Below are 24,699 nucleotides of genomic sequence, written 5' to 3'. Positions count from 1 at the left end.
TGGCGGCCCGCCAGCGACAGCGCGCAAACTCCAACGCGAGGCTATCTTTTGCGCAACAGGATGGTGAGGGTGAGATAGGCGCCGCCGAGGCTCACAGTGACCGCGCCGACAGGAATCTGCACGGGAGCGAAGGCGTGCGCCGCCACCCAATCAGCAACACCAAGAAGCAGCGCACCGCTTGCGGCCGCCGCGAGCGTGGGCTGAGCACGGGGAAGCGTGACCCGTGCGAGATGCGGGGCCGCAAGTGCGACAAAAAGGATCGGCCCGGCCGCTGCCGTGGTCACCGCCGTGAGCGTAACAGCGCACGCGATCAGGGCGAGGCGCGTGAGGCCAACTCGCACTCCGAGCGCTTTCGCCATATCGTCGCCAAGCGCCAACAACTGCAGTTTCGGTGCGACGAGTGCGGTGAGAACCGCTGCGAACAAGAGCGCGATCAGTGCCGGAGCAAGGTGCGGCCAGCGGGTGTTGTCGAGTGAACCCGCTGCCCAAACAGAAGCGGTCGTTGCGGTGCCAAGATCTGTCTTATACATCAGCCAGGTGTTCAACGAGCCAAGCAAAGCACTCACCGCAATACCGGTGAGCACAAAGGTACCGCCGCCAAGGCCATGTCGGGCGCTGCCAAGCATCACCACGGCTGCCGCGCCAAGCCCGCCAAGGAGCGCAGCGAATGCGGTGCCTGCAAAGCTGAGACTTGGCACCACCAACATCGCAATAAGCACACCGGTGTAGGCGCCGGTGTTAAAACCAATAATGTCGGGACTGCCGAGCGGATTACGAGTGAGCGATTGGAAAATCGCTCCGGCCGCGCCGAGTGCTGCGCCGAAAACTAGAGCGGCAATAGCGCGAGGAAGACGCCAAGACAGCACAACGGTTTCGGTGAATGTTGCTGCTTGCCCGGTCAACGCCTGCCAGACTTCAAATGGACTGAGCAAAAGATCGCCAGAGACGAGCGCCGCCAGCAGCACTGCGATGAGCAGCGCGGAGGCTGCGATCCAACGCGAAGAAAAACGTGGTTTCCTGGTCAGCGTGAGAGTCATCTTTTCCTTCTGATCGCGAGAAAAATCACCGGCGCACCGATGGCCGCGCAGACCACGCCAACCGGCAACTCGCCGGGCCAGATTACGATACGCGCGAGGATGTCGGCGATCAGTACCAGCGCCGCACCCGCCAGTGTCGATGCCGCAAGCACGCGGCCGATCGCGGGCCCGGTGAACGGTCGCACAATATGCGGCACCATCAAGCCGACAAAGCCGATTGGCCCAGCAATCGCGGTGGCTGCGCCAACCAAACAGGCCGCAGCGACGCTCGTGAGCACCCGGGTGCGCAGCGGGTTCGAACCCAGCGACCGAGCTAGCTCGTCGCCAAGCGAGAGCGTATTGAGCGGGCGGATCAGAGCGAGGGTGCACACTGCACCGACGAGCAGAACCGGGATGCTTTGCTGCAGCACAGCAGAATTGGGGCTGGCAAGCGAACCCGCAGACCAGGAACGCATCGCATCGAGGGCTCGAGGATTGAGCAGAATAATCGCTGATTGCACCCCCGAAACCGTCATGCTGAACGCGACACCAGCGAGAATCAGCTTGGTGCCATCGCCGGTCGAGCCACGTAGCCCGATTACCAGCACGAGCGCGGTCACGATGGCTGCGCCAAAAACCGCGGCCCACGCAATACTTGTGGCCGAGTGCAAACCGAGCCAGCTCATGCCGATAACCACGGCGAAGGCGGCGCCTGAGCTCACTCCCAAAAGCCCCGGATCGGCGAGCGGATTGCGGGTCATTGACTGCATAAGCGTGCCAGCCCAAGCGAGCGCTACGCCCACAAGAGTGGCGGCTACGGTCCGGGGGAGTCGCACCTCCCAAAGCAGCGTGTGAACCTCGCCGCTACCGGCACCGCCGAACAGATCTTTGAGCTCGCTCAGAGTGATCGGCCTCGAACCCACCAAAAGGCTCATGCCGAAGAGAATGGCGACGAGGATCGCGCCAGCGAGTAGCGCTCCGAGCAGGCGGGCAGCGCGTGGTTGCTGCGCGGTGATCTGCCGCGCCGCTCGGAGCGTGTCGGTCACTTCGCTGGAATGAGTTCGAGGCCCGGACGCAACTGCTCAAGCAGCCAAGGCACCGAAGCGACGTTTGGATCCTGCAGGGCGGTAGCGGCTTCGAGGCCGACTGGAACGTAGCGTTCCGACATGATGGGCTGCTTTGAGACGATCGGGTCGTTCTCAAATTTGTCCTTGAGCGCATCTGACTGGAATGTCATAAACAGCACACCAGCTTCGTTGAAGAGCGGGGCTTGTTCGACGCTCACGTCGATTGATCCGGGAACCGAACCCTGCCCACCAAGATTGCTCACCGCTGGCAACGCAACGAGACCAAGCTTTTGCATGAACTGGGCAGTGACGTTGGCCTCATCAACGAGCATCACAACTACGCCATCGCGTGCCTGCCCGTAGAGGAAGGTGCCGCCGTCAAGATTTGGCAACTCTGTTTTCAGGTCGCCAATTGCTTGCTCAGCCTCATCGATCAGGCGCTCGGCGGCTTCGGTCTCACCGAGCGCTTCGCCGATACGCAATGCTGACTCTTCGCTGGTCGCACTGTACAAAGCTTCTTCGTAGCTCACTACCGGTGCGATATCGCTGAGCTGGGCATAGAGCGCTTCATCAAGGGTGAACGCTGCAGTGGCAAGAATCAGGTCGGGTTTTGAAGCCGCAAGCTGCTCAACGTTTACTGCCATTGGGTTTACCCAGGTGGTGTCTGCGGGCAGTTGGTCGATATAGGGAAGATTCTTTTCATCGCCAGCGCCAGCAATGCTCGTGAAAGATTCCGGTGCCGCGACGATGGTGGCACCCATCGCCGAAGCGAGGGCCACATCTGCGTATCCGAGCGCCGCGACTCGCTCGGGTTTTGCTTCGATGGTGGCGTCACCGTATGCGTTGTGCATGGTCACGGGGAAGCCAGCCTCTTGCTTCGCTGTCGCGGAGGTGCTGTCAGATTGCGTCGAACTGCAGCCGGTCAGCAGGAGCGCTGCTGAGACGAGAGTTGCCGTTGCGGCGCGGGAGAAAATACGGGACATAACTGTGCTTTCGAATTGGATTTGTGGGGAAAAGGCATGGCTGCGCCTAGGCTGTGGCTCTTTGATCGCTTCGCTTTGATCGCTTCGCGTTGGTTGCGGCGCGTTGGCCGCGGCTTCTTTGGTGCGGCACCGTCACTGCGGCACCGTCGCTGCGGCGGGTAACGAGGGCTTAAGTGACGAGGGTTAGCGCGATTGCACGGAAGATTTGCTCGGGTCCGGCTGCGTGGTCGAGGGCTTGCCACCGAGGAGCGAGAGCTGCCACTTTTGTCGGTGCGTGGGCGACCGCATGCGCTGGAATCGATCCAGCGCCGCGTAGTGCCTTTGCCTGACTGATTGTTGCCTGGCCAAGAATCGCGGCGAATATGGTGCGGTAAAAAACGAAGGCTGCTTCGTCATCGAGACCGGCTTCGCTGGCGCAGTTTAAAAACCCCTCGGGAAACTGCAAACCGGCGGGACTCGCGAGGCGACCGTTTGCGATCAGCCTGATCATCCACGGGTGTTGCAGCAGGAAATCGTGCAGGCAGAGCGCGAGCTTTACTGAGCGGTCGACCAGCCCGCCGACTGGTTCTGGAAACTCAATCTGTTCGCTCACTTTGGCGACGATTGCAACCAGCAGCGCGTCTCGATCGGCGTAGTAGCGGTAGAGCGCCATCGGCGTGACATCGAGCCGGTTTGCGAGGCCGCGCATAGCTAGGCCTTGCTCGCCCTGTAGCTCAATGATCGACATTGCCTCGTTGAGGATTCGATCGGCATCTATTTTTGTCATGACATCCTATGAAGGTTAGGTTCGCCTAACTATATGCGTATACTTCTGGATGTGGCAAGTTCGAAATATTTTCTTCACCCTGGTGTTCGCCCGTCACTGAAACCCTCAGTGCTCGCGCTGAGCGCTGCCGTGCTGGCAGCAATACTCGCCGGAATAGCCGGGCTCGCCGCGACCATCGGCACAATACGGCTGATCGCCGGGGGCGAATCGCGGCTGGTCACGGCAGTACTCGCGACTTGGCTCGTGGCAGCCATCGCGTCGGCATTCTCGTCATGGCTCGCCCATGCTGCCGAAGGACGATTCGAAGCGCGACTGAGACGCGAAGTAGCAAAACACCTACTTCGCCTACCAGCGGATCGCCTCAGCAACTACTCGGCCGACCGCTTGCGGCGACTCGTGTCAGACGACATTGCCGCCCTGCACCATATGATTGCGCACCTGCCGGCAGAAATTGCAACCATGATCGTGCTGCCACTGTGCGCCACAATCGCGCTGCTCACCATGGCAGGGCCAATGGCATTGCTGGCCCTCATCCCAGGAACGCTCGCCGCAATCGCGTATTTGATTGTGCTGCCAAAACTCTCCGCGGCACACGGCGCAGAACGCGCGCGAGTGATGACCGAAATCACCACCGCTGTTGACGACTACGCCCGAGGAATTCACGTGTTCCGCAGTTTTGGTGCCGAACGCGGAGCCCTTGAAAAATACCAACGCGCGAGTACAGACTTCACCACCGACATGGTGGCCTGGGTGAAACGAGTGGCAACCCCAGCCGCAATTGCCGTCGCCCTGCTGCAAGCCGTGGCAAGCTATGCCATTGCTTACACCGTCGGAGTGCAGCAAGACACCGCAACACTCGCGGCAATGCTGCTCCTGAGCCTCGCGCTCGTGACACCTGCGCTGCGCCTAGGCCATGGCCTCGACTTCGTCGCGGCCGGACGAGGAGCAGCGGCTCGAATTGGTGAGCTGCTGGCCGAACCCCAACTGGCCATCGGCAGTGCTGAGCTGCAGGCAGGACCGCTGGGACTCAGCGTGCAGGGGCTTACCGTGCGGGCAAACACAGCGGAACCGTCTGCCGAGCAGCATCGTATCGAGAACACCGAGACCCGCGAGATTTTTGAGCCCTTTGACCTGGTGGCCAAGCCTGGCACACTCACCGCGATCACCGGTCCCAGTGGAGCCGGAAAAAGCACCGTGTTGCGAGTGCTCGCGGGATACCAAGGCGCAACACGAGGGAGCGTCCGTCTGGCCAGCCCCAACGGGCAAACGCAAGAACTCTCTGACCTGAGTGAATCTGCCCGTGAACGCGCCATCTTGTATGTGCCGCAAGGGCTTGCCGTTCTGAGTGCCACCGTGCGCGAAAACCTTTTGCTCATCGACCCGGAAGCCGATGACGAAGCTTGCGCGGAGGCGCTGCGGCGAGCGCGACTCAACGTGCAGCTTGATGATGATGCGAGCGTCTTTTCGGGAGGCGAGCGGCAGCGCCTATCGCTCGCCCGAGCGTTTCTTTCTTCGGCGAGGGTGCTGTTGCTTGATGAACCAAGCAGCGCGCTCAACTCCGAACTTTCGGCGCAAATTTGGGCAGAGTTTCGGATGCTGGCGCGTGACAAGAGCTGCACGGTTGTTGTGGTTACTCATGATTCTGAACTCGCGCAGCAAGCTGATCAACTGCTCTCGGTAGAGCCAGCGCAGGAAGGGAGCTTGCGGTGAACAAGCTTGACGTAAAAAAGCCCTCAGGATCGAATCACTCAAGTTCGAACCATTCGGACTTGAATAGCTCAGACTCGACCTCTTCAGGGACAAAGCCCGGAAGCGGGCCGAGTCTTACGAAGCTGTTTCCGGGAAGCGCTCGCGCGAGATTGCGAGGTATCGCCCTCGGTTGGGTCGTTGTTGCAGTGCTTGAAGTCGCCGCCTACACATCGCTCGCACTTGCCATTCGAGACGGAGCAGGAGTTATCTCGGTGCTGCTTTCGGCCTCGATTGCTGTGGTCGCAACCATTGCTGTCTCGAGAGCGGGGTACCTTGCTGGCGCCCGGCTTGCTGGTGACCTGTATCAATCGATGGGAGCATCGCTTTCGCGAGCGAAACTCGCCTGGTTTACGGAGGATCACCGGTCGCTCGTGAGTACGGCTGCCGGCAGGTCGGTGCCGGTCCTGATGGGGGTGCCTGCACACCAATTGCAAACTCTGATCCTTGCCCCGTTAGTGCCTCTGCTTCTGGTGCTGAGCATCGCGATAGTGAGCGGGGTGGCGGCTGCACTACTCACCCTTGTGCTGCTCATTGTCGCGCTTGGCATGCAGGTGATCGCGCAACGCAGTCTGGCGCGCGCCGATCAGGTGAGGCATGAGCTCGAACAGGGCGCCGACGCGGCGACACTTGAGTTGGTTGACCAGCTTGAACTACTGCGCACCGCTGCGGGTTCGGAACGAGCACTTGACCGTGCCTCCGAAGCCTGGCAGAAGCAAGAGTCTGCAATGAAACGAAGCAACTACGCTGCTGCACCCGCTACGGCAGTTTCGGCGCTCGCGAGTGTGTTGCCGCTTGCTGGGGTGCTCTGCATGCTCGTTTGGGGCGATGGCTTTTCGCAGCCCGCTGCGGCTCTGGCGTTGATTGTGCTCGCCGCGCGGGCGAGCGCGCCGCTTGATGAGTTGGCTCTGATCGGCATTTCGCTCAACACCTTGCGGGCTCACACACTTGCCTATCGAGAAGTGGTTGGTGCGCCCGCGCTTGTGCAGCCTGTGGCCGACCGGGCACGCACACCGGATGGACTTGAGCTGAGCTTGCAATCAGTGACTCACGGTCCAGTGATTCGCGGCCTTGATGCCACCGTGCCGGCCGGGTCAACCGTGCACATTGCGGGCCCGAGTGGGTCGGGCAAAAGTACGCTTTGCGGCTTGTTTATGAGGTTTGATGACCCAGACGCTGGGCGGGTGTTGCTTGGCGGAGTTGAGCTCAGCGAAATCACTGAGTCCGAGCTTTGCTCTCGCGTTGCCTACGTGTCACAGCACCCAGTGGTGTTTAGTGGCACGCTCGCTGAAAACGTGCGAATTGGCAAACCAGAGGCGAGTGATGCTGAGGTGATTGGTGCGCTGACGAGTGCACAATTGGGCGGGCTGCTCTCTAGAGATGGCAAAGGCATTCACCAGGATGTCGGCACGCACGGCCAGGCGCTATCGGGTGGTGAGCGGCAGCGTGTGGCCATTGCTCGAGCGTTGCTGAAGAATGCACCCGTGTTGTTGCTGGATGAGGCGACTGCGGCTCTCGACGAAGCGACAGAAAAGCGCATCGCAGAGACCGTCGGGCAGCTAGACGCCACGGTGATCGTCGTGACTCATCGTGATCCATCTGTGTGGCAGCCAGAGCGCACAATTCAACTGGTGGGGGCCGAGAAGTGAATACGATTCGCTCGCTAATTCGTGAGTTAAGCGCTGCCGCACCCATTTCGTGTGTTTCGGTGGTGACGGGCATTGAGCGGATCGCGCCAAACTACACGAGAGTGACGGTTTCGGCGCAGGAGCTTCTTGGCTATTCGCCCACCTTGCCTGCCGACGGCATCAAGATCTGTCTCGCCGGGCGGGACGGTGCCCTTGAACGCCGCGCAATGAGCGTCACTGGCCGGCCAACTCCGGCCTCGCTTTCCTTCGATGTCTTGCGGCACGAGGGCGGAATCGTTGCTCCCTGGTTAACCTCATTGTCTCTTGGTGATGAGCTTCAACTGCATGCTGTGCGCCGTGATTTTTCGATTGGCGAGCGGATCGACTCGCACCTGATCGTGGCTGATGCCAGTGCCTTGCCAGCGGCCGCAAGCTTGCTGCGTGAGATTCCTCAGCAGCACAGGATTCGCGCGTTTCTGCACGCGCCGAGCGAGGAGGACGCCGCCGCGCTCCTCATTGAACACCCGGGCTTAGAGCTTTCGCTGTTTACCGGGGAAGAAGCGTGGACGCCGGAACGGATCACTCGTGAGGTTGCTTCGCTGTCTGGCGGAGAGGGCCCCCAAGCTTGGGCCGGGACGCAGGCGTGGTTCGCTGCCGAAGCGGCGACCGTTGCGATGCTGCGTCGGCAGTGGGTAGCTGCTGGGTGCAGCCGGGATCATCTATTCGCTGCCGCCTACTGGAAAAGGGGCAAAGATAGCACCGCGCGCGACGCTGGATTGATGCGAGCGTTTGAAGACGCAATGGCGCGCGAGGTTGATCTGAGCGATCCGGATGTTCGTAGCGAGTTGGAACTCTCGGTCGAGTAGCGCCGGGCGATCCAACGCGCTCTGTTGTGTGAGGCGGTAGTTGTATTGAGCTGCCGCCTCTTGTCGTTTTGGATAAACATCGAAATGTAGTGCTTGTGCGACAAATGTTGATTATGTAGTATCAACTACAACCGTACACGTGTACGGCCAAGCTTTGAAGCAAGGATTCAACGATGAACTCCAGACGCAATTCACTGACCCCACGACGTAGCCGCGGCCTACGCGCCGCAGCAGCCATCGCAGCTGCAACACTCGGAATCGGCCTCGTCGCATGCTCGCCAGGCAACTCAAACGGCGACTCAACCGCAGGCGGCGACCGCGCCCTGATCGCTTTGGTACAGGAACCGGGCGTGCTGAACCACCTCTTCTCCGCGCAAAGCGGATCAGAGCTGATTCGTGCATTCGTGCAAGAACCGATGTTTCTCATTTCCGATGCCGGTGAGTACACCCCGTGGCTCGCCGACAGCATCCCCACCCTTGAAAACGGACAGATCACCGAAGGCGGTACAGTCGTCACCTTCACCATCAAAGAAAACGCGGCCTGGTCTGACGGCGAACCATTCACCGCTGAAGACCTCGCCTTCACCGTTGAAGCCATTCAAGACCCAACTTCGGTGATTATTGCCGACCCCGAATACGCTGCAATTTCCTCGACCAAGGTGATTGACTCCAAAACACTTGAGGTGACGTTCAGCCAACCGGTTCCCTCATTCTTGAACCTGTTCCAAGTAGTGCTTCCCAAGCACAAATTTGATTCAGCGCAGATTGAACAGAGCAACCCTCAGGTGCGCCTGCCGCTTGGCACCGGACCATTCGTGCTCGAAGACTGGAAAGCCGGCGACGCCATAACGCTCAGCCGAAACGACAACTACTGGGTCGATCCAGAACTCCCAAAACTCGACGGCGTAACGATCAAAATCACACCCGATCGTGAATCCACGATGACAGCATTCGCCGGTGGAGAATACGATTCTGTGTTCTTTTTCACCGGAGCAGACTTTGAAAATCTGACAAAACAAGAAGCTGACGGTGCTCCCATCGTGACAAGTATCAGTGACAAGCCCTGGTACGTCGAATGGCTCTGGCTCAATCACAGCGACAACGGAGATCTTTCGAAACCACACCCAGTGCTCGGCGACCCCGCAATTCGTGAGGCCATCGACCGCGGTATTGATCGGCAAGCAATCATCGACGATGTGCTCGGTGGCTTCGGTTCGCTCACCGGCAGTTTCCTCTACGCAGGCGTTGGCTCGGTAGAGTCACAACCCGCAGCCTACGATCCAAAAGCCGCCGAAAAAGCCCTCGATGCAGCAGGTTGGACACCGGGTGCAGACGGTATTCGCGAAAAGGATGGCGTCCGCGCAAGCCTGAAGTTCCAGACAATCGCGGGGGATCAGGTACGTGAGCTTTACCAGCAGCTCATTCAGCAAAACATGGCCGACATCGGTATTGAAATCAAGATCGAAAACGTGCCATCAAACCGACTCTTCGATTCACGCGAGCAGGGTGGTCTGCTGGCGAGCGGAAACTTCGACATGTCGATGACTCGCGACGGCTACCTGCCCGATCCCGCGACCTGGATTTCACAATTCACCACTGCCTCAATTCCAAGCGAGAGTAACCCAGCAGGCATTTCAGCATCGTGGTGGAGCAACCCAGAATACGATGCGCTCGCACAAGCAGCCGCGCAAGAAATGGACCCGGCAGCCCGCAACGAACTGCTCGGCCAGATCAATACCGTCTTTACCGAAGACAGGGTGGCGCTTCCGCTGTACGCGGGGATCAACGGTATGGCCTGGAACTCGCGAATTACCGGTGTTTCAACCGACTCTTGGTACAGCGCTTGGACTCCCGAGAGCGTTGCACACTGGGAGGTCGCGGGAGCCAATAATGGCTAGTTATCTCGCTCGCAGACTTCTGCAAGCGTTGCCGCTGCTACTCGCGATCAGCATTATTGTGTTCGCGCTGTTGCAGATGACACCGGGTGGACCACTCTCGCTTGGCGAGGGTGGTTCCAACCCGGCGGCCGCTGCGCAAATGGAAAAGATACGTGAACAATACGGTCTCAACGACCCAATGCCTGTGCAGTACCTGCGATGGGCTGGGGGAGTTCTGACGGGAGACTGGGGCACTTCGTTCAAGACTGGTCAACCCGTGCTCGACGTCATCGGTCAGCGGGTCAGCGTGACGCTCACGGTATCTGGCCTCGCGTTTCTGTTCTCGACAGTGCTCTCACTTGTCATAGGTGCGGTTGCAGCGGTACACCGGCAATCAGTGTTCGACTACACCACCACAGGTTTCTCGTTTATCGGCCTAGCCACCCCGAGCTTCTGGTTTGCGCTGATGCTGGTCTACGTTTTCTCGTTTCAGCTCGGCTGGTTGCCCGCTTCCGGCCTTCAAGATCTTCGGGCGAACCCGACCGGGTTCGCAGGGTTCATTGATCGCCTAGAACACCTGATCTTGCCGGTGATGGTGCTCAGCCTCGTTTCTGTTGCCACCCTCACCCGCTATGTGCGCTCGGCGATGCTTGACGTGCTCGCGCAAGACTACATCCGCACTGCTCGCGGTTCTGGCCTGGGAGAGCGCACGGTGATCATTGGACACGCGATGAAAAACGCGGCGATTCCGGTGACCACAGTGGTGCTGCTGAGCATTCCAGAAATCTTCCTCGGCGCGGTAATCACCGAAACCATTTTTGGCCTCCCAGGGATGGGGCGCTTGTTCATCGAATCGGCCAATGAGCGGGACTACCCGGTGCTACTCGGCCTCCTCATGATCGCCGCCCTGCTTGTCGTGATTGCCAACATCGTCGCCGATCTTGTGTATGCGCGACTTGACCCGAGGATCAGCTATGCCTAGCCCGACAACAGGCGCCGTCGGCGCAGCCGTTGCGCGTATCCGGCCGCGCACTTCTCGACCCGCAGGATTCCTGCGGCGCTTCATGCGGCACCGGCTCGCAGTCGCCGGAGCAATCACGCTGCTAGTGATTGTGGCTGCGGTTGTGATCGGTCCGCTACTCACCCCGTTCCCGCCAGAAACGGTGGATCTTACGGCGAAAAACCAGGCCCCGTCACTGCTGCACTGGATGGGCACGGACGAGCTCGGCCGTGATCAGCTTTCACGGATTCTGACAGGCGGACGCCTCACCCTTTCGGTGGCCGTCGCAGCAGTACTTTCCTCGTTGCTGCTCGGAGTCACCGTCGGCGCCATCGCCGGATACTGCGGTGGAGTCGTAGACAACATTCTGATGAGAATCGTGGACGTGTTCTATTCGCTTCCCGCCCTCTTCGTGGTGATCTTGCTGGTCACCCTGGTAGGGCCGCATTTCTGGCCGATTGTGATTTCGATCGCTTTGTTTAGCTGGATGAACACCGCCCGCTTGGTCAGAGCAGCATGCCTGGCTGAAAAACAGCAAGAGTTTGTTACGGCAGCACGCGGCCTTGGCGCACGCGATTTGAGACTCGCGACGGTGCACGTGCTGCCCGGTGCGATCACCCCCATTGTGGTCACCGCAACTCTCGGTATTGCAGCGGCGATTCTGGCGGAATCGGCGCTCTCGTTTCTGGGCATGGGGTTCCAGCCGCCCGAATCAACCTGGGGTGCACTGCTCCACCAATCAGTGAAATCGGTGCTCACACAGGGCCACTGGTGGCGTGGGTTCTTCCCTGGACTCATGATCTTTTTGGTCGCTCTCGCAGTGAACTACGTCGGTGACGGCCTCTCAGATGCCCTCGACCCTCGAAGGAGGAGAAGCTAATGGCAACTCCCTTGCTGAACGTGCGCGAACTCGGCGTCGAGTTTCACGCAGAAGACCGACCGCTCATCGCTGTCGACAGCGTTTCATTCAGCCTCGCTCGTGGAGAGGCACTCGCAATTGTTGGCGAGAGCGGATCGGGGAAATCAGTTTCGTCGCTCGCTTTGATGGGCCTGCTCCCCAAAAACGGGGTGCAGCTCGGCGGATCAGCTACTTTCGACGGCATCGAATTGCTTGGAAATGACGCGGGCAGTCAACGCATCCGGGGCGACCGAATCGCGATGATCTATCAAGATGCAATGACAGCGTTGAATCCAACGCTCACCATCGGCCGCCAGTTTCGATTGGTATTGCGCGCGCATGGTGAGCGCAATCGACAAACCATCGAGGCCCGCACGGTACACATGCTCGAACGGGTAGGAATCTCCAATCCGAGTGAGCGGCTGAGTTCGTACCCGCACCAGTTCTCGGGTGGTCAATTGCAGCGAATCATGATTGCGCTTGCCTTGGTTGGTGACCCAGAGTTGCTGATCGCCGACGAGCCGACAACGGCGCTCGACGTGACGGTACAGGCGCAGATTGTTGACCTCGTGATGGGGCTCCGCAAAGAACTCAACATGGCCGTGATCTGGATTACACACGACCTGAGCGTGATCGCCCGGCTCGTTGACCGGATCGCCGTGATGTATGCGGGACGTCTGGTGGAAGAAGGCCCGGTTCGCGAGGTCTTACTGCGCCCGGCTCACCACTATACCGCGGGCCTGATCGCGTCGCTCCCCAGAATTGATCGACCAAGCATGCGACTCGAACCGATTCCCGGCGGTTTGCCGACCGTGACCGTGTCAGAGCCGCTCTGCCAGTTTGCAGACCGCTGCCCAATGGCATCGCGACGGTGCAGAGAAGCCCTGCCACCAATCGTGAGCATAGGCCCCGCCCATCAGACAGCCTGCGTGCATCCGCTTCGCGGGTTGGTTTCCTCCGAGTCAGTAGCACAGGAGCCGTCATGAGTATTCAACACAACGAGGTACTTGTGCGCGTCAGCAATGCCGCAAAAGAGTACCCGATCAAGGGCGGGCTGCTGAGGCGAACCGTGGCGAAAGTGCATGCGGTTTCCGACGTCAGCCTAGAGGTGCATCGTGGAGAAACACTTGGTCTAGTTGGTGAGAGCGGATCAGGAAAATCAACACTTGGCCGCATGCTCGTGAGGCTCGAGGAGCCGAGCAGCGGTGTCGTGCAAATCGGCGATGCCGATCCAATGCGCCAACCGAGCCCAGCGGAGCGCAGACGAGCCCAGTTGGTGTTTCAAAACCCGCAAACCTCGCTCAACCCCAGAGTAAGCATTGGTGCCTCCATTGCCGAGCCGCTGAAAGTACACCGGAGCCTGCCACATCGTGAGATTGCCGGGCGGGTAGCTGAACTGCTGAAACTGGTGCGTTTACAACCAGCGCTCGCTGATCGGCTCCCGTTCGAACTCTCTGGCGGTCAACGGCAGCGAGTGGGAATCGCCCGTGCCCTGGCCTGTGACCCAGAGTTTTTGGTGCTTGACGAGTCGATTGCCTCGCTTGACGTCTCTGTACAGGCGCAGATTATTAATTTGCTCACAGATCTGCAGCGTGAACTCGGCCTGAGCTACGTCTTCATTACACACGATCTTTCGGTTGCGAGACACGTCAGCGATCGAATTGCCGTGATGTATCTCGGTCAGATCGTTGAGATTGGTCCTGCCGAAGAAGTCATTCAGCGCCCACAACACCCCTATACCAGGGCGCTTCGCTCTGCGATACCGGTGCCGGACCCGGATATTGATTCCGTGCACGACCGAATCATGCTTGCTGGCGAAATCCCAAGTCCAGTGACACCGCCGAGTGGCTGTCGTTTTCGCACGCGGTGCGCCTTCGCGACCGAGCGCTGCAGTAGCGAACAACCGGAGCTGATGCCAAGCAGCACAGGCACTGCGACCGTCTCAGTAGCTTGTCACAACCTTTTAACCGTTCAGGAGAACTCATGACCGACCAACTTCCGCGCCACACTTTTGCCGGCTCGCCAAGAGAAATTGGTGAGCAGTACGGCACCGCGTGCCGTGAACTGATTCATGAGCACATCGGCCGATTGCGGGAACGATTTGAAGCTGCCGGTATTTCACCTGCGCTCGCAGCAGAACGCTCGCTTGAATATCGCGAAGCCGTTCGAGCGGTCTCGCCAGACTTCGATGAGGAACTCATCGGGCTTGCCGGAGGGGCGGGACTGAGTCTCGGCGAAGCCTATCTATTGCAATTGCGGGCCGAGATTTATGCCGACCTCATCGGCGATCTTGAGGCTTCGAATGAGTGCACCACCTTTGCATTCGAGGCATCGGCCACCACCGATGGCGGCACCCTCACCGGACAGAATGCTGATCTGCCAGCAATGTATGGCGATTTGTTGATCGTTGCAGAGTTCCGACAGATTGGGGTGCCTGCCATCTTGATGGTGGTGCCTGCCGGGCAGATCTCGTACATAGGTATCAATGAACTTGGGTTGTCTGCCTTTGCCAACTTCCTCACCTGCGACGGTTGGCGCACCGGCTATCCTCGCTACCTTTTTACGAGGCTCGCGTTGCAGCAAACGAATCTCGCTGCGGCAATCGATGTCGTCGAGCATCTAGAGCGGGCATCATCGCGGAATTTGTTGCTACAGGGCGGCGGCAGGGCCATCGACCTTGAAAACACTCCCGACCGGATGACGAGGCTTGAGCCTATTGAAGGGCGTTTGTTCCATTCGAATCACTATCTTGCGAGCGAATTGCAAGACGCTGAAAAATCTGACGGTGATCGCCTGATGAACTCAGAGATTCGGTATCAGCGAATGACCGAACTCGCTGGCCCTGGCACCGCACCGGTGTCACTTGAACGACTCGTGGAAGTCATGCGCGATCGACACGACCCGCTCAATGCAATCTCGGTGGAAGCCGGCGACAGCCATGAATTTGGCGAGTACATGACCGTGTGCGGGGTGATCGCGCAGCCAGAAGCAGCACTGCTCTGGGTGAGTGCTGGTCCACCATCTTCGAACCCGTATCGCCCCGTTGGATTCGAGGGCGCCGAATTGCCGATGCGAATGCTCTAGTCGCACCTTTGCGCGGACACCCGCCAAAAACTGCTCCATTTCTCTCTCTTCCCTTAGCGCCAGCACAGACCCAGGAGTCAACACATGCGTACCACCCCCGGCCACGGCCACACCCTCAGCTACTACCACTTCGGGCAGACCCCGTTTTTCGCGAGCCAATTTGACCAACGTTTTTCCTACTGCCTCGCAGTGCCTGAAGGCTACGAGGAAGACGGCACCGAAGTGCTCGATCTGCTTGTGCTCGTGCACGGCACAGAACGCAACCCAGTCGCGTATCGCGACCTATTCACCGCGTTTGCAAATGAGCACCGCTGCATGGTGCTTGCGCCACTGTTTCCGGTAGGGATTGGTGAACGGGGCGAACTCGACGGGTACAAATACATTGACTTTCACGGAGTGCGCTACGACGAGGTGCTGCTTAGCATGATCGAAGAAGTGAACGAACTGTATCGAATCAACACTGATCGCTTCATGCTCGGAGGTTTTTCTGGTGGCGGTCACTTCACCCACCGCTTCTACTACCTTCACCCCGAACGGCTTCACGCCATCTCGATTGGTGCACCGGGTGTTGTCACCCTTGTCGATCAGCAGAGGGAGTGGCCGACAGGCACCAGCAACCTTGAAGAGGTGTTTGGCCGGGCGATCCAACTCGACGCCATGCGTGAGGTAGCAGTGCAAATGCTGATCGGTGGCCTTGATACCGAGACCTGGGAAATTTCGGTACCTCAGGGTTCGCCGTTTTACCTGCCCGGTGTAAACGATGAGAGCAGCAATCGGCAACAAAAGATGCGTGCGCTCATGGCTGACTTTGCCGAGCATGGCATCGCGAGTGAACAGGCGATTGTGCCAGGCGTCGGTCATAATGCTTATGAGATGGTCCCGGCGGTCACTGATTTCTTCGGCCGCGCACTTGCGCGTTACCGGGGCACGGAAGGAACTCATGACTGATGCACAGGCAGGCTTTGATGCCACAGATGATGTGAGTTTGACTGAGCGGATCGCCGCGCGCGAGGCAGAATTGAGTCCGGCAGAGGCCAGAGTCGCTCGATATATTGCGGACAACCCCGAGCATGTGCTGTACCAAAGCGCCCAGAGAATTGCGAAGCAGGCTCGCACCAGTGATGCAACGGTTGTGCGCACTGCGAGGTCGCTGGGTTACTCAGGTCTTGGTGATTTGAAGCAGAGTATTGGTCGCACCGTCACCACCAAGACGCACCCTGCTGCGCGCCTTGAGTGGCGCTTGCAGGCAGCCCAGCAAGAAGCTGAACGTGACCTGCTGGCTCAGGTGAGCATGGACGCGATTGAGCGGATTGAATCGACGCTGACTTCTGTGCCGGCCGAAACGCTTGATCATTTTGTGAACTATCTTGAGCAGGCCAATTGTGTGTTTACTTTTGGCACCGGTGTATCAAGCACGGTTGCAGAGTATGCCGCTAAAAAGCTTTCGAGGCTGGGCCTCGTGACGAGGCAGATTGGCGGCATGGGATTTGATATTGCCGACGATCTGATGCAATTGCGCAAAGGCGATTGCGTCGTAATTTTTTGCCCAGGGCGATTGTTTCGTGAGATCGAAGTCATTCTTGATTGCGCCGAGCGGCTGAGCGTGCCCGTGTTGTTGGTGACTTCAGGCTTGCCTCCCGAGGTGCGCAATCGTATGGCGGTGATACTTGATCTTGCGGCTTCACCGAGCGGGCTGACCGGGGAGGTGCTGGTGCCGCTTTTGGTCATGGACGCGGTGTTGCTTGGTGTTGGGGCGCAGGACCGTACTCGTGCAACTGCTTCCTCGCGTCAACTAAATGAGACACGACGGCTCATTGACAGCAGGGTTGGCGGTTTGCTGAGGTACCGCTAGCGCTGTTTGTTTGTGAGTCGCTTTGGGCTTTTTGTGGGTCTTTGGTGTTAGATCACCCGGCCCATCGTGAGTGATCTGCCCTCGGTGGGATATTCCTGGTGAGAATTTCTTGCCGAAGGTAGAACTCCCTCTCGGGGCCGAGACAGTGCACGATAATCATTGCCGTACACTGTACGTGTGCCTTCCGATGGTGAAAGGGGAAAATATGTATCAGCCGGTGGAATTTCAAGAACACGACGACAAGTTCGTGAGTGGCCTAGTGGCGGCGCACCCGTTCGGAGTGATCGTTGGCGCGGGCCATACCGGTCTAGGGGCTGCGCACCTGCCGTTTCAATTTGTTCAGGAAAATGGCGTGCGGGTTCTTGAAGGGCACGGCGCGATTCGAAACGAGTGGCTCGCGAGCTTGCAGGACGGCGCGGAAGTTATTGTGATTTTCTCCGGAGCGCACTCGTACATCACGCCCGGCGTGTATCAGGCAGAGCCAGACGTGCCCACCTGGAACTACACGGCTGTGCATGTGAGGGGTCGCTATCGTCGTTTGCCGGAGAGCGATATTGCTGGGGTGCTTGAACGCACCGTGCAGCACAACGAAGCGGGAGTCATGGGATCCGGGTGGTCGACGTCGAGCATGAGCGTTGCCGATCTGCGTTCGCTCGCGCGTGGAGTGATTGCGTTTCGGATAGACACAATCGATGTTTCGGCTGGCCGCAAGCTGAGCCAGGACAAGCTACAGGCCGATGTTGACGCTGTCGAGGCTCACCTTAGCGCTTGCCCGCACTCCGGTGCGCGCGAAGTGGCGGAAGATATGCGGACGGCCGAAGTGGTAGGTCGAAGCGGTGCGCCAAGCACCGATCCGGGGGAATGGTTGGGGCCGCTCACGGAGGAGTAAATGCAGCAGCCTAGGCTGGCCGAATCTCACCGAGTTCGAATTCGAAACCGCGAATAAACACCTCTAGGCCGCGCTCGAAGTTCTCGGGAGCTCGCAGCCGCTGCAGTGCGCGCTCGAATTCGGTCGCCGGCTGGCTGTTCCCAATGGCCGAGCGCACGCTCACTGCGAAATAGCCGGTGAGGTAAGCGTCGAGAGCCGCAAAAACCTCTGTGGCTTGGTCGGGGGTGAGGCCGGTGCGCTCAAGTGCACCAAGCAGGCTCTTGATGTGAGTAACCACGGGCTCCTCCTCGTAGGGAGCCAGGCCGAGGAGTTCGTGTGAGCGCGGGTAGCTGAACGCGAGGTCGCGGTAGGCGTCACAAAGTTCGCGTGCAAGATTCTGCCAGGAATCAAAGCTCTTTCTTGTCACCTCGGGCAGTCTGCTGCGTGCGATCAATTCGGACACGATGGAGTTGCTGAGGTCTTCTCGATTTTTCACGTGCGAATAGAGGCTCATCGTGCCACAGCCGATGCTCGTCGCAAGGTTTCGCATGGAGAGTTTCTCGAGGCTGTGCTCTTCGATGTACCGAATTGCGGCATCGGTGATGATTGCTCGCGACAGGGCAACGCTCTGTCGCGAGGTCTGCAAATTCGGGTCTTGACGTGGAGTCATTCTTGCAGTGTACTTGCTCGTACAGTGTACGGAAAGGCAATGGTGCCTTCCAGAAGGGATGCACATGACCAGCCCATTCATCAGCGCCACCGAAGCGACAACACGCTTCAAGAGTGGCGAACTCTCACCTGTCGAACTGCTCGACGCAGTCATTGCGCGCGCAGATGAAGCCGAGTCACAGATCAACGCCTTCACGGAAGAACATCGAGAAGACGCCTACCGTGCAGCCCGCGAATCAGAGCGACGATTTCGCGAAGGAACCCAACGCCCACTCGAAGGAATTCCGCTCGCACTCAAAGACGAACAGCCAGTGCGCGGACTGTTGCAACAAGACGGCTCCCTGCTGTGCAAAGGCGAGGTTGCCGAATTTGATCACCCAGTAGTCGAACGGGTGCGCGCCGCAGGCGCGGTGATCCACGCGAGAACCACAACACCAGAATTCTGCGCAGCGGCAGTGACCCACAGCAAGATCTGGGGAGTCACCAGAAACCCGCACAACCTTGAGATTTCTCCCGGTGGATCCTCCGGCGGCTCCGGAGCAGCACTCGCGGCAGGAACCACAGTGCTGGCAACCGGATCAGATATCGCCGGTTCAATTCGAATGCCCTCGGCTTTTTGCGGAACAGTCGGTTACAAGCCGCCCTATGCACGAGTACCCGGCATCGCGCCGTTCAACTCGGATAGCTACTGCGCAGACGGCCCAATGGGGCGAACAGTCGCCGATGTCGCTGCGCTGCAAAACGTATTAGTGGGGCAGTGGCCGGGCGATCCAGCGTCGCTACGCGAAAACCCGGTGCTTGCGCCGGTAGCCGAAAACCTCGCAGGCACACGAATCGCACTCAGCCTCAACCTGGGCGCATTCAATCCTGATCCAGCCATCGTGGCGAACACTCTCGCCTTTGCCGATGCGCTGCGCGCGGCAGGCGCGATCGTCGACGAAGTGCTCTTGCCGTGGACACCCGAGCAAATCACAAACATTCTGATGGCCCACTTCAACGCAATCATGGGCGCTTCGGTCGATCTACTGGTTGATGGTGATCCTGATCGGCTCTCGCAGCTGATGCCGTACACGCGAGCTTTTGCAGAGCGCACCGCGAGCGCAAAACTTAGCTACCTCGAAGGCCTCATCGCCGAGCACGAGTTTTACTTGCCACTCGGTCAAATCTTTGAGCAATATGACGCACTCGTTTGCCCAACACTTGCCAACACCGGTTTTGCGGCAGACGACCCCTGCACCGACACCGAGCACATGCTCGATGCGATGATGACGACCCCGTTCAACATTGCCGGCCGAGTTCCCGTGCTCTCAGTGCCTTCGGGTCGCGCCCCCAACGGGGTGCCAACGGGCGTGCAAATCGTTGCGCGCCCGTACGATGACGAAACAGTTTTCCGCATTGGCGCGGCAGTGGAAGCCGAACTGTCGCTGTGGACCTCACAAGATTGGTGGCCAGCACGATGAATGCACAAGCCACGGCCGAGCAACGCTCAGTCGCACCGGGCACAGCCCGACTAGTTCCACAGCTTTCGCTTTCGGGGCTCATCATTTTCGGTGTCTCATATATGGCGCCAGCAATTGTTATTGCCACCTTCGGAGTCATCGCTACCCTCGCGAACGGGGCGACCGTGCTGGCCTACCTCGTCGCAACCCTTGCGATGCTCCTCAGCGCCATGAGCTACGGAAAACTTGCCAAAGCATACCCAAGCTCAGGTTCGATCTACACCTATGCTCGCGGCACACTCGGCTCACACACCGGCTTTCTTGCTGGGTGGGTGATTCTGCTCGACTACCTGTTCCTGCCAATGGTGGCCTGGCTCATCATGGGGTTGTACGTATCAGCACAATTCCCGTTCTTGCCCTCCTGGGCCTGGGGAATCGGCTTCATCGTAATCACCACTGCGGTAAACATTGTGGGCGTAAAGTTTGCCGATCGCCTGAACAGAGTGCTCCTAGTGATTGTGGGCGCGGCAGTAGTCGCAGTGGTGATCTTTGGCACCGTGTTCGCTGCAAAACAGGGGCACCCCGTTGGCCCCGCAGTGTTCCCAGCGGAACTCGCACTGCCCGCCGTCGTAGCCGGTGCTGCGGTTGCCGCCTATTCGTTCCTCGGATTCGACGCGGTAACGACCCTCACCGAAGAAGTGAAAGACGCCAAACGAAACGTTCCCCGGGCGATTGTCTCGGTCGTGTTGATCGGTGGCGGAATATTCGTCTTGGTCGCATTTGTGATGCAGTGGGCACACCCGGGATTGGACTTCGAATCAGCCGACACTGCTGGATTTGAAGTGCTTGGAGCAATTGGCGGCCCAGTGTTTGCTGGCATCGTGAACGCAGCCATATTGATCGGTACTCTGGCGTCCTGCTTCGCGGTTCAGGCCAGCGGTAGCCGCCTGCTTTTCGTGATGGGTCGAGACGGAGTGCTGCCAAAGCGCATATTTGGTCGCCTCTCTCAAAAGTTCCGCACCCCGGTAGTGAGTCTGCTGATCATCGCCGCTATTGGCGTGGCCGGACAGCTGCTCACCATGGGAGACGCCACTTCACTCATCAACTTTGGCGCGTTCCTTGCCTTCGCAACGGCGAACGTCTGCGTGATTGTGCTGTGGCGGAAAAACCCGAATCGGCAGCGCACACCCGGCGCGATTATCGGTTGGATCGTGCTGCCAGTTCTCGCCTGCGCGGTAGATATTTTTCTCCTCATAAGTCTGAGCCCGCTCGCCATCGGCATCGGCACTGCGTGGATCGCCCTCGGCGTACTCATGCTGGCCATACTGACGCGAGGATTTAGACGACCGGTGCCACGCCTGGACATCGGTGCGGCCGAAGCCGCGAGTGCCGCAGTATCTGAAAATACTGAATTGAATCGAGTGCCGGGCTCCCACTAGCCGGACGCTCTCACATAGTCTGTTAACTCAGGCGGTCGACGAAGACCGTCTTGCCGAAGGAGGTAGTTGTATGTACCGAAGCCCCTATCCAGACGTAGACATTCCAAATGTTTCTGTCACCGAATTCCTGTTCTCCTCGATTGCGCCGGAAGACATGGACCGCCCTGCGCTGATCGACTCCGTCAGCGGGGCTGCCACCAGTTATGGGCAACTTGCCGGTCAAATTGAGGCATTCGCTGGCGCCCTTGCCGCACGCGGAGCCGGAGTCGGCACCGTCATCGGATTGCTTTGCCCGAATGTGCCAGCGTTTGCGACGGTGTTTCACGGAGTGCTGAGGATTGGCGCCGTCGTGACTACCCTGAATTCGCTCTACACGCCAGGCGAAATTGAGAAACAACTGAGCGATGCCGGGGCCGAGTGGCTCATCACCGTGTCGCCACTGTTGCCGCAGGCGAAGGCGGCGGCTGCCGCGGTCGGCATTCCTGATGAGCGACTGATCGTGCTCGACGGGGCCGACGGGCATCCGTCACTGCGTGACTTCTTGACCGCAGGGGAGACAGCGCCAGAAGTATCCTTCGATCCAGCGACCCATCTCGCTGTGCTGCCATACTCGTCAGGCACCACAGGGGTACCAAAAGGCGTGATGCTGACCCACCGAAATCTGGTGGCGAATGTGCTGCAGAGTGTTCCCGTCGTGAAAGTGCAGCCTGAAGACCGGGTGCTCGCGGTATTGCCGTTTTTCCACATCTACGGGATGACGGTGCTGCTGAACCTCGCCCTGCGCAACCGGGCGACACTCGTCACCATGCCAAAGTTCGACCTGGTGGCCTTCCTGACCGCGGTACAGGACCACCGATGCACCTTCCTCTTTGTGGCACCACCGATTGCGGTTGCTCTTGCAAAGCACCCAGTCGTTGATGACTTTGATATTTCGAGTGTGCACACTCTCTTCTCTGGCGCCGCTCCGCTCGATGGCGAAACAGGTGAGGCCGCATCACGCAGAATTCACGCACGAATGCTGCAGGGCTACGGTATGACCGAGCTGAGCCCGGTCGCCCACGCGATTCCCGATGATCGCAGCGATATCTCGGTGAGTTCGATCGGTGTGCTCGTGCCGAATCAAGACGCCAAGCTGGTTGACGTTGAAACCGGTGAGGAATTCATGGAAGACGAGCGACCAGGCGAGCTCTGGGTGCGCGGTCCGAACGTTATGACCGGGTATCTCGGCAGGCCGGATGCAACAGCTGAGACACTCGATGCCGACGGCTTTTTGCACACCGGCGATGTGGCAGTGCATCACGCCAACGGCTCGTTCTCAATCGTTGACCGTGTGAAAGAACTCATCAAGTACAAGGGCTACCAGATCGCCCCGGCAGAGCTCGAAGCACTTTTGCTTTCGCACCCAAAGGTGATGGATGTTGCCTGCATCGGCGTGCAAGACAAAGAATCTGGCGAAGAAGTGCCGAAGGCATTCGTGGTCGCCGCACCCGATAGCGGCCTCGACGCCGAATCTGTGATGACATTTGTTGCCGAAAACGTTGCACCCTATAAAAAGGTGCGCAGAGTCGAATTCGTTGACGCCATCCCCAAATCAAGCTCAGGCAAGATCATGCGACGTGATCTGCGAGCGCGCGAGGCAGCGGCGGCTGCCTTGTAACAAAGCGGGTCGCATCGCGTAAAGGTGTGACCTGCGTGAGCCCCGTTGCCACTACCGACCAGGTAGGGCAACGGGGCTCTTTTGTTTTCGACGCAGGATCAGCGGCGAAGCCGGCGCAGGCAAGACCCGAAGCGGCCACGCGATCCCTCGTCGGAACTATCTAAAAAAGCGAGCCTGATACGGTAGGAAGGTTACTCACGCCTCTGGTTTGGAGCGCTGCTCCCTCACGGCGACCTCGTAGACGAGCGAGTCTCATCACACCGTTCGTCTTGTGCTCGCGCAGTCGAGGAGCAGTCAAACCTGCCCAAGTGAGTGACTTGCGAAGAGATGTCTAGAGTGAAGGATGATACGTGAACAGTCAAAAGAGAGTAGCAATCATCGGTGCCGGCCCAAGCGGTATGGCCCAGCTTCGTGCCTTCGAAGCAGCAGAGCAAAATGGTGCCGATGTTCCTGAAATCGTCTGCTTTGAAAAGCAGTCCGATTGGGGAGGCCAGTGGAACTACACCTGGCGCACTGGCCTTGATGAATATGGTGAACCGGTGCACTCGAGCATGTACCGAAACCTCTGGTCAAACGGCCCAAAGGAAGGCCTCGAATTCGCCGATTACTCATTCGATGAGCACTTCGGAAGGCCAATCTCGTCATACCCACCACGTTCCGTGCTGTGGGATTACATTGCCGGTCGGCTCGAGCGCAGCGACGTACGCAAGTACGTGCGATTTGAAACAGTAGTTCGAATGGTGACCTTCGACGAAAAAACGTCACTGTTCACAGTGATGAGCGAACACCTGCCGTCAGCGCAGACGCGCAGTGAAACATTTGATCACGTCGTGATCGCTAGCGGGCACTTCTCATACCCGAACACCCCAGAAATTTCGGGAATCGAAACCTTCCCAGGCAGCGTACGGCACGCGCACGACTTTAGGGGTGCCGAAGCACTCGACGGTCGTCACTTGCTCGTGATCGGCTCAAGCTATTCAGCCGAAGACATCGGCAGCCAGGCATTTAAGATGGGCGCTGCTTCCGTCACGGCAAGCTACCGAACATCGCCAATGGGGTACGAGTGGCCAGAAGGCTTTGAAGAGCGACCGCTCGTTGATCACTTCTCAGGCAACACAGCAGTATTCGCCGACGGCACTTCAAAAGAGTTTGATGCCGTGATCCTGTGCACGGGATATCAGCACAAGTACCCCTTCTTGCCAGACGAGCTCGCACTCGACGGTCCAAACAACGTCTACCCGGAGGGCCTCTACCGCGGTGTCGTCTGGGAGCGGAACCCGGCACTCTTCTATGTTGGCGCGCAGGATCAGTGGTTCACGTTCAACATGTTCGACGTGCAAGCTTGGTACGTACGCGACATGATTCTCGGACAGATCGCGCTGCCCAACGCTGATGCACGTGCGGCATCGATGCAGCAGTGGCGTGAGCGTTTTCTGGCGCTCGAAACCGCTGAAGCAGAGATTCGCTTCCAGGGCGACTACGTGCTTGATCTGCTACAACAGACCGACTATCCAGAATTCGATGTCGACCGCGTTGTGCAGACCTTTGTGCAGTGGAAAAACGACAAGAAAAAAGACATCATGGGTTACCGCGATCGCTGCTACGAGTCGGTAATGACCGGCACTATGGCTGTACAGCACCACACCTCATGGATGCAGGAGCTTGACGACAGCCTTGAGCGATACCTCGATGAAGACATCGAAGACTCACGCTCGGTTGCTTCGCGCTAACTCTGAATAAGACGCGGAAGATTTCTGCGTCACCTTTCGCTCAAGCTGCACTCTCATCTAGATGAGGGAGCAGTGGGCGGCTTGAGTCGCTGTGGGTACGCGTCGCTTTGGCGC

General features: G+C 58.9%; 21 protein-coding genes. 16 read left to right on the top strand and 5 right to left on the bottom strand.

Going from position 1 to position 24,699, the window contains the following annotated elements; translation table 11 throughout:
- Window positions 1–41: 41 nt before the first annotated feature.
- The 4 genes from QBL02_RS01345 to QBL02_RS01330 form a co-directional block, all read right to left on the bottom strand.
- Window positions 42–1,037, bottom strand: a complete 996-nt coding sequence (locus QBL02_RS01345; RefSeq protein WP_282724552.1) for an iron chelate uptake ABC transporter family permease subunit — start codon at window positions 1,035–1,037, stop codon at window positions 42–44.
- Window positions 1,034–2,062 (bottom strand): iron ABC transporter permease, encoded by a 1,029-nt coding sequence (locus tag QBL02_RS01340; RefSeq protein ID WP_282724551.1) that lies wholly within the window; start codon window positions 2,060–2,062, stop codon window positions 1,034–1,036. Before QBL02_RS01340 ends, QBL02_RS01345 begins: the two co-directional genes overlap by 4 nt.
- Complete coding sequence (locus tag QBL02_RS01335; RefSeq protein WP_282724550.1) at window positions 2,059–3,066, bottom strand: ABC transporter substrate-binding protein; 1,008 nt, start codon at window positions 3,064–3,066, stop codon at window positions 2,059–2,061. Before QBL02_RS01335 ends, QBL02_RS01340 begins: the two co-directional genes overlap by 4 nt.
- Window positions 3,067–3,235: 169 nt before the next feature.
- A complete protein-coding gene (locus QBL02_RS01330; protein ID WP_282724549.1) occupies window positions 3,236–3,832 on the bottom strand; it encodes a TetR/AcrR family transcriptional regulator in 597 nt (198 codons plus the stop codon).
- Window positions 3,833–3,883: 51 nt separating this feature from the next.
- Between QBL02_RS01330 and QBL02_RS01325 the strand changes: the two genes are divergently transcribed.
- The 12 genes from QBL02_RS01325 (at window position 3,884) to QBL02_RS01270 (ending at window position 17,672) form a co-directional block, all read left to right on the top strand.
- Window positions 3,884–5,542: an ABC transporter ATP-binding protein gene (locus QBL02_RS01325; RefSeq protein WP_282724548.1), complete on the top strand. Its 1,659-nt coding sequence runs from the start codon at window positions 3,884–3,886 to the stop codon at window positions 5,540–5,542.
- A gap of 59 nt (window positions 5,543–5,601) precedes the next feature.
- Window positions 5,602–7,227, top strand: coding sequence for an ATP-binding cassette domain-containing protein (locus QBL02_RS01320; RefSeq protein ID WP_282724547.1), 1,626 nt, complete (start codon window positions 5,602–5,604; stop codon window positions 7,225–7,227).
- On the top strand, window positions 7,224–8,072 hold the full coding sequence (locus tag QBL02_RS01315) for an SIP domain-containing protein (protein ID WP_282724546.1): 849 nt from the start codon (window positions 7,224–7,226) through the stop codon (window positions 8,070–8,072). Before QBL02_RS01320 ends, QBL02_RS01315 begins: the two co-directional genes overlap by 4 nt.
- Before the next feature lie 173 nt (window positions 8,073–8,245).
- Window positions 8,246–9,970 carry a peptide ABC transporter substrate-binding protein gene (locus QBL02_RS01310; protein WP_282724545.1) on the top strand — a complete coding sequence of 575 codons (1,725 nt, stop codon included), beginning with the start codon at window positions 8,246–8,248 and terminating at the stop codon, window positions 9,968–9,970.
- Entirely contained in the window at window positions 9,963–10,931 is a 969-nt protein-coding gene (locus tag QBL02_RS01305; protein ID WP_282724544.1) for an ABC transporter permease, read from the top strand. Before QBL02_RS01310 ends, QBL02_RS01305 begins: the two co-directional genes overlap by 8 nt.
- The gene (locus QBL02_RS01300; protein ID WP_282724543.1) at window positions 10,924–11,829 is read left to right on the top strand and encodes an ABC transporter permease; all 906 of its coding nucleotides are present in this window, start codon (window positions 10,924–10,926) and stop codon (window positions 11,827–11,829) included. The genes QBL02_RS01305 and QBL02_RS01300 overlap by 8 nt, the downstream gene beginning before the upstream one ends.
- A complete protein-coding gene (locus QBL02_RS01295; RefSeq protein ID WP_282724542.1) occupies window positions 11,829–12,833 on the top strand; it encodes an ABC transporter ATP-binding protein in 1,005 nt (334 codons plus the stop codon). The genes QBL02_RS01300 and QBL02_RS01295 overlap by 1 nt, the downstream gene beginning before the upstream one ends.
- Window positions 12,830–13,834: an ABC transporter ATP-binding protein gene (locus QBL02_RS01290; RefSeq protein ID WP_282724541.1), complete on the top strand. Its 1,005-nt coding sequence runs from the start codon at window positions 12,830–12,832 to the stop codon at window positions 13,832–13,834. The genes QBL02_RS01295 and QBL02_RS01290 overlap by 4 nt, the downstream gene beginning before the upstream one ends.
- On the top strand, window positions 13,831–14,931 hold the full coding sequence (locus QBL02_RS01285) for a C45 family peptidase (protein ID WP_282724540.1): 1,101 nt from the start codon (window positions 13,831–13,833) through the stop codon (window positions 14,929–14,931). The genes QBL02_RS01290 and QBL02_RS01285 overlap by 4 nt, the downstream gene beginning before the upstream one ends.
- 84 nt (window positions 14,932–15,015) lie before the next feature.
- A complete protein-coding gene (locus QBL02_RS01280) occupies window positions 15,016–15,879 on the top strand; it encodes a hypothetical protein (protein ID WP_282724539.1) in 864 nt (287 codons plus the stop codon).
- The gene (locus QBL02_RS01275; RefSeq protein WP_282724538.1) at window positions 15,872–16,783 is read left to right on the top strand and encodes a MurR/RpiR family transcriptional regulator; all 912 of its coding nucleotides are present in this window, start codon (window positions 15,872–15,874) and stop codon (window positions 16,781–16,783) included. Before QBL02_RS01280 ends, QBL02_RS01275 begins: the two co-directional genes overlap by 8 nt.
- Before the next feature lie 205 nt (window positions 16,784–16,988).
- Window positions 16,989–17,672: an FMN-binding negative transcriptional regulator gene (locus tag QBL02_RS01270; RefSeq protein WP_282724537.1), complete on the top strand. Its 684-nt coding sequence runs from the start codon at window positions 16,989–16,991 to the stop codon at window positions 17,670–17,672.
- 10 nt (window positions 17,673–17,682) lie between these two features.
- On the opposite strand, the gene QBL02_RS01265 is transcribed toward QBL02_RS01270, so the two are convergent.
- Window positions 17,683–18,321, bottom strand: a complete 639-nt coding sequence (locus QBL02_RS01265) for a TetR/AcrR family transcriptional regulator (protein ID WP_282724536.1) — start codon at window positions 18,319–18,321, stop codon at window positions 17,683–17,685.
- A gap of 64 nt (window positions 18,322–18,385) precedes the next feature.
- Between QBL02_RS01265 and QBL02_RS01260 the strand changes: the two genes are divergently transcribed.
- The 4 genes from QBL02_RS01260 to QBL02_RS01245 all read left to right on the top strand — a co-directional run bounded on the left by QBL02_RS01260 (window position 18,386) and on the right by QBL02_RS01245 (window position 24,585).
- A complete protein-coding gene (locus QBL02_RS01260) occupies window positions 18,386–19,780 on the top strand; it encodes an amidase (protein WP_282724535.1) in 1,395 nt (464 codons plus the stop codon).
- Complete coding sequence (locus QBL02_RS01255) at window positions 19,777–21,198, top strand: APC family permease (RefSeq protein WP_282724534.1); 1,422 nt, start codon at window positions 19,777–19,779, stop codon at window positions 21,196–21,198. The genes QBL02_RS01260 and QBL02_RS01255 overlap by 4 nt, the downstream gene beginning before the upstream one ends.
- A gap of 70 nt (window positions 21,199–21,268) precedes the next feature.
- A complete protein-coding gene (locus tag QBL02_RS01250; RefSeq protein ID WP_282724533.1) occupies window positions 21,269–22,855 on the top strand; it encodes an AMP-binding protein in 1,587 nt (528 codons plus the stop codon).
- A 350-nt stretch (window positions 22,856–23,205) separates the two neighbouring features.
- A complete protein-coding gene (locus tag QBL02_RS01245; RefSeq protein ID WP_282724532.1) occupies window positions 23,206–24,585 on the top strand; it encodes an NAD(P)/FAD-dependent oxidoreductase in 1,380 nt (459 codons plus the stop codon).
- Window positions 24,586–24,699 lie beyond the last annotated feature (114 nt).

The organism is Leucobacter sp. UT-8R-CII-1-4 (assembly GCF_030010235.1).
In the GTDB taxonomy this organism is placed as follows: domain Bacteria; phylum Actinomycetota; class Actinomycetes; order Actinomycetales; family Microbacteriaceae; genus Leucobacter.
Note: the sequence above shows the minus strand (reverse complement) of the source record. Positions and strands in the feature narration are given on the sequence as shown.

Bases quoted from the DNA above. Each gene is read 5' to 3' on its own strand.
- QBL02_RS01275 (WP_282724538.1), top strand. From the start codon at position 15,872: ATGACTGATGCACAGGCAGGCTTTGATGCCACAGATGATGTGAGTTTG.
- QBL02_RS01290 (WP_282724541.1), top strand. From the start codon at position 12,830: ATGAGTATTCAACACAACGAGGTACTTGTGCGCGTCAGCAATGCCGCA.
- QBL02_RS01330 (WP_282724549.1), bottom strand. From the start codon at position 3,832: ATGACAAAAATAGATGCCGATCGAATCCTCAACGAGGCAATGTCGATC.
- QBL02_RS01300 (WP_282724543.1), top strand. From the start codon at position 10,924: ATGCCTAGCCCGACAACAGGCGCCGTCGGCGCAGCCGTTGCGCGTATC.
- QBL02_RS01265 (WP_282724536.1), bottom strand. From the start codon at position 18,321: ATGACTCCACGTCAAGACCCGAATTTGCAGACCTCGCGACAGAGCGTT.
- QBL02_RS01280 (WP_282724539.1), top strand. From the start codon at position 15,016: ATGCGTACCACCCCCGGCCACGGCCACACCCTCAGCTACTACCACTTC.
- QBL02_RS01260 (WP_282724535.1), top strand. From the start codon at position 18,386: ATGACCAGCCCATTCATCAGCGCCACCGAAGCGACAACACGCTTCAAG.
- QBL02_RS01310 (WP_282724545.1), top strand. From the start codon at position 8,246: ATGAACTCCAGACGCAATTCACTGACCCCACGACGTAGCCGCGGCCTA.
- QBL02_RS01255 (WP_282724534.1), top strand. From the start codon at position 19,777: ATGAATGCACAAGCCACGGCCGAGCAACGCTCAGTCGCACCGGGCACA.
- QBL02_RS01270 (WP_282724537.1), top strand. From the start codon at position 16,989: ATGTATCAGCCGGTGGAATTTCAAGAACACGACGACAAGTTCGTGAGT.
- QBL02_RS01335 (WP_282724550.1), bottom strand. From the start codon at position 3,066: ATGTCCCGTATTTTCTCCCGCGCCGCAACGGCAACTCTCGTCTCAGCA.
- QBL02_RS01305 (WP_282724544.1), top strand. From the start codon at position 9,963: ATGGCTAGTTATCTCGCTCGCAGACTTCTGCAAGCGTTGCCGCTGCTA.
- QBL02_RS01250 (WP_282724533.1), top strand. From the start codon at position 21,269: ATGTACCGAAGCCCCTATCCAGACGTAGACATTCCAAATGTTTCTGTC.
- QBL02_RS01285 (WP_282724540.1), top strand. From the start codon at position 13,831: ATGACCGACCAACTTCCGCGCCACACTTTTGCCGGCTCGCCAAGAGAA.
- QBL02_RS01295 (WP_282724542.1), top strand. From the start codon at position 11,829: ATGGCAACTCCCTTGCTGAACGTGCGCGAACTCGGCGTCGAGTTTCAC.
- QBL02_RS01345 (WP_282724552.1), bottom strand. From the start codon at position 1,037: ATGACTCTCACGCTGACCAGGAAACCACGTTTTTCTTCGCGTTGGATC.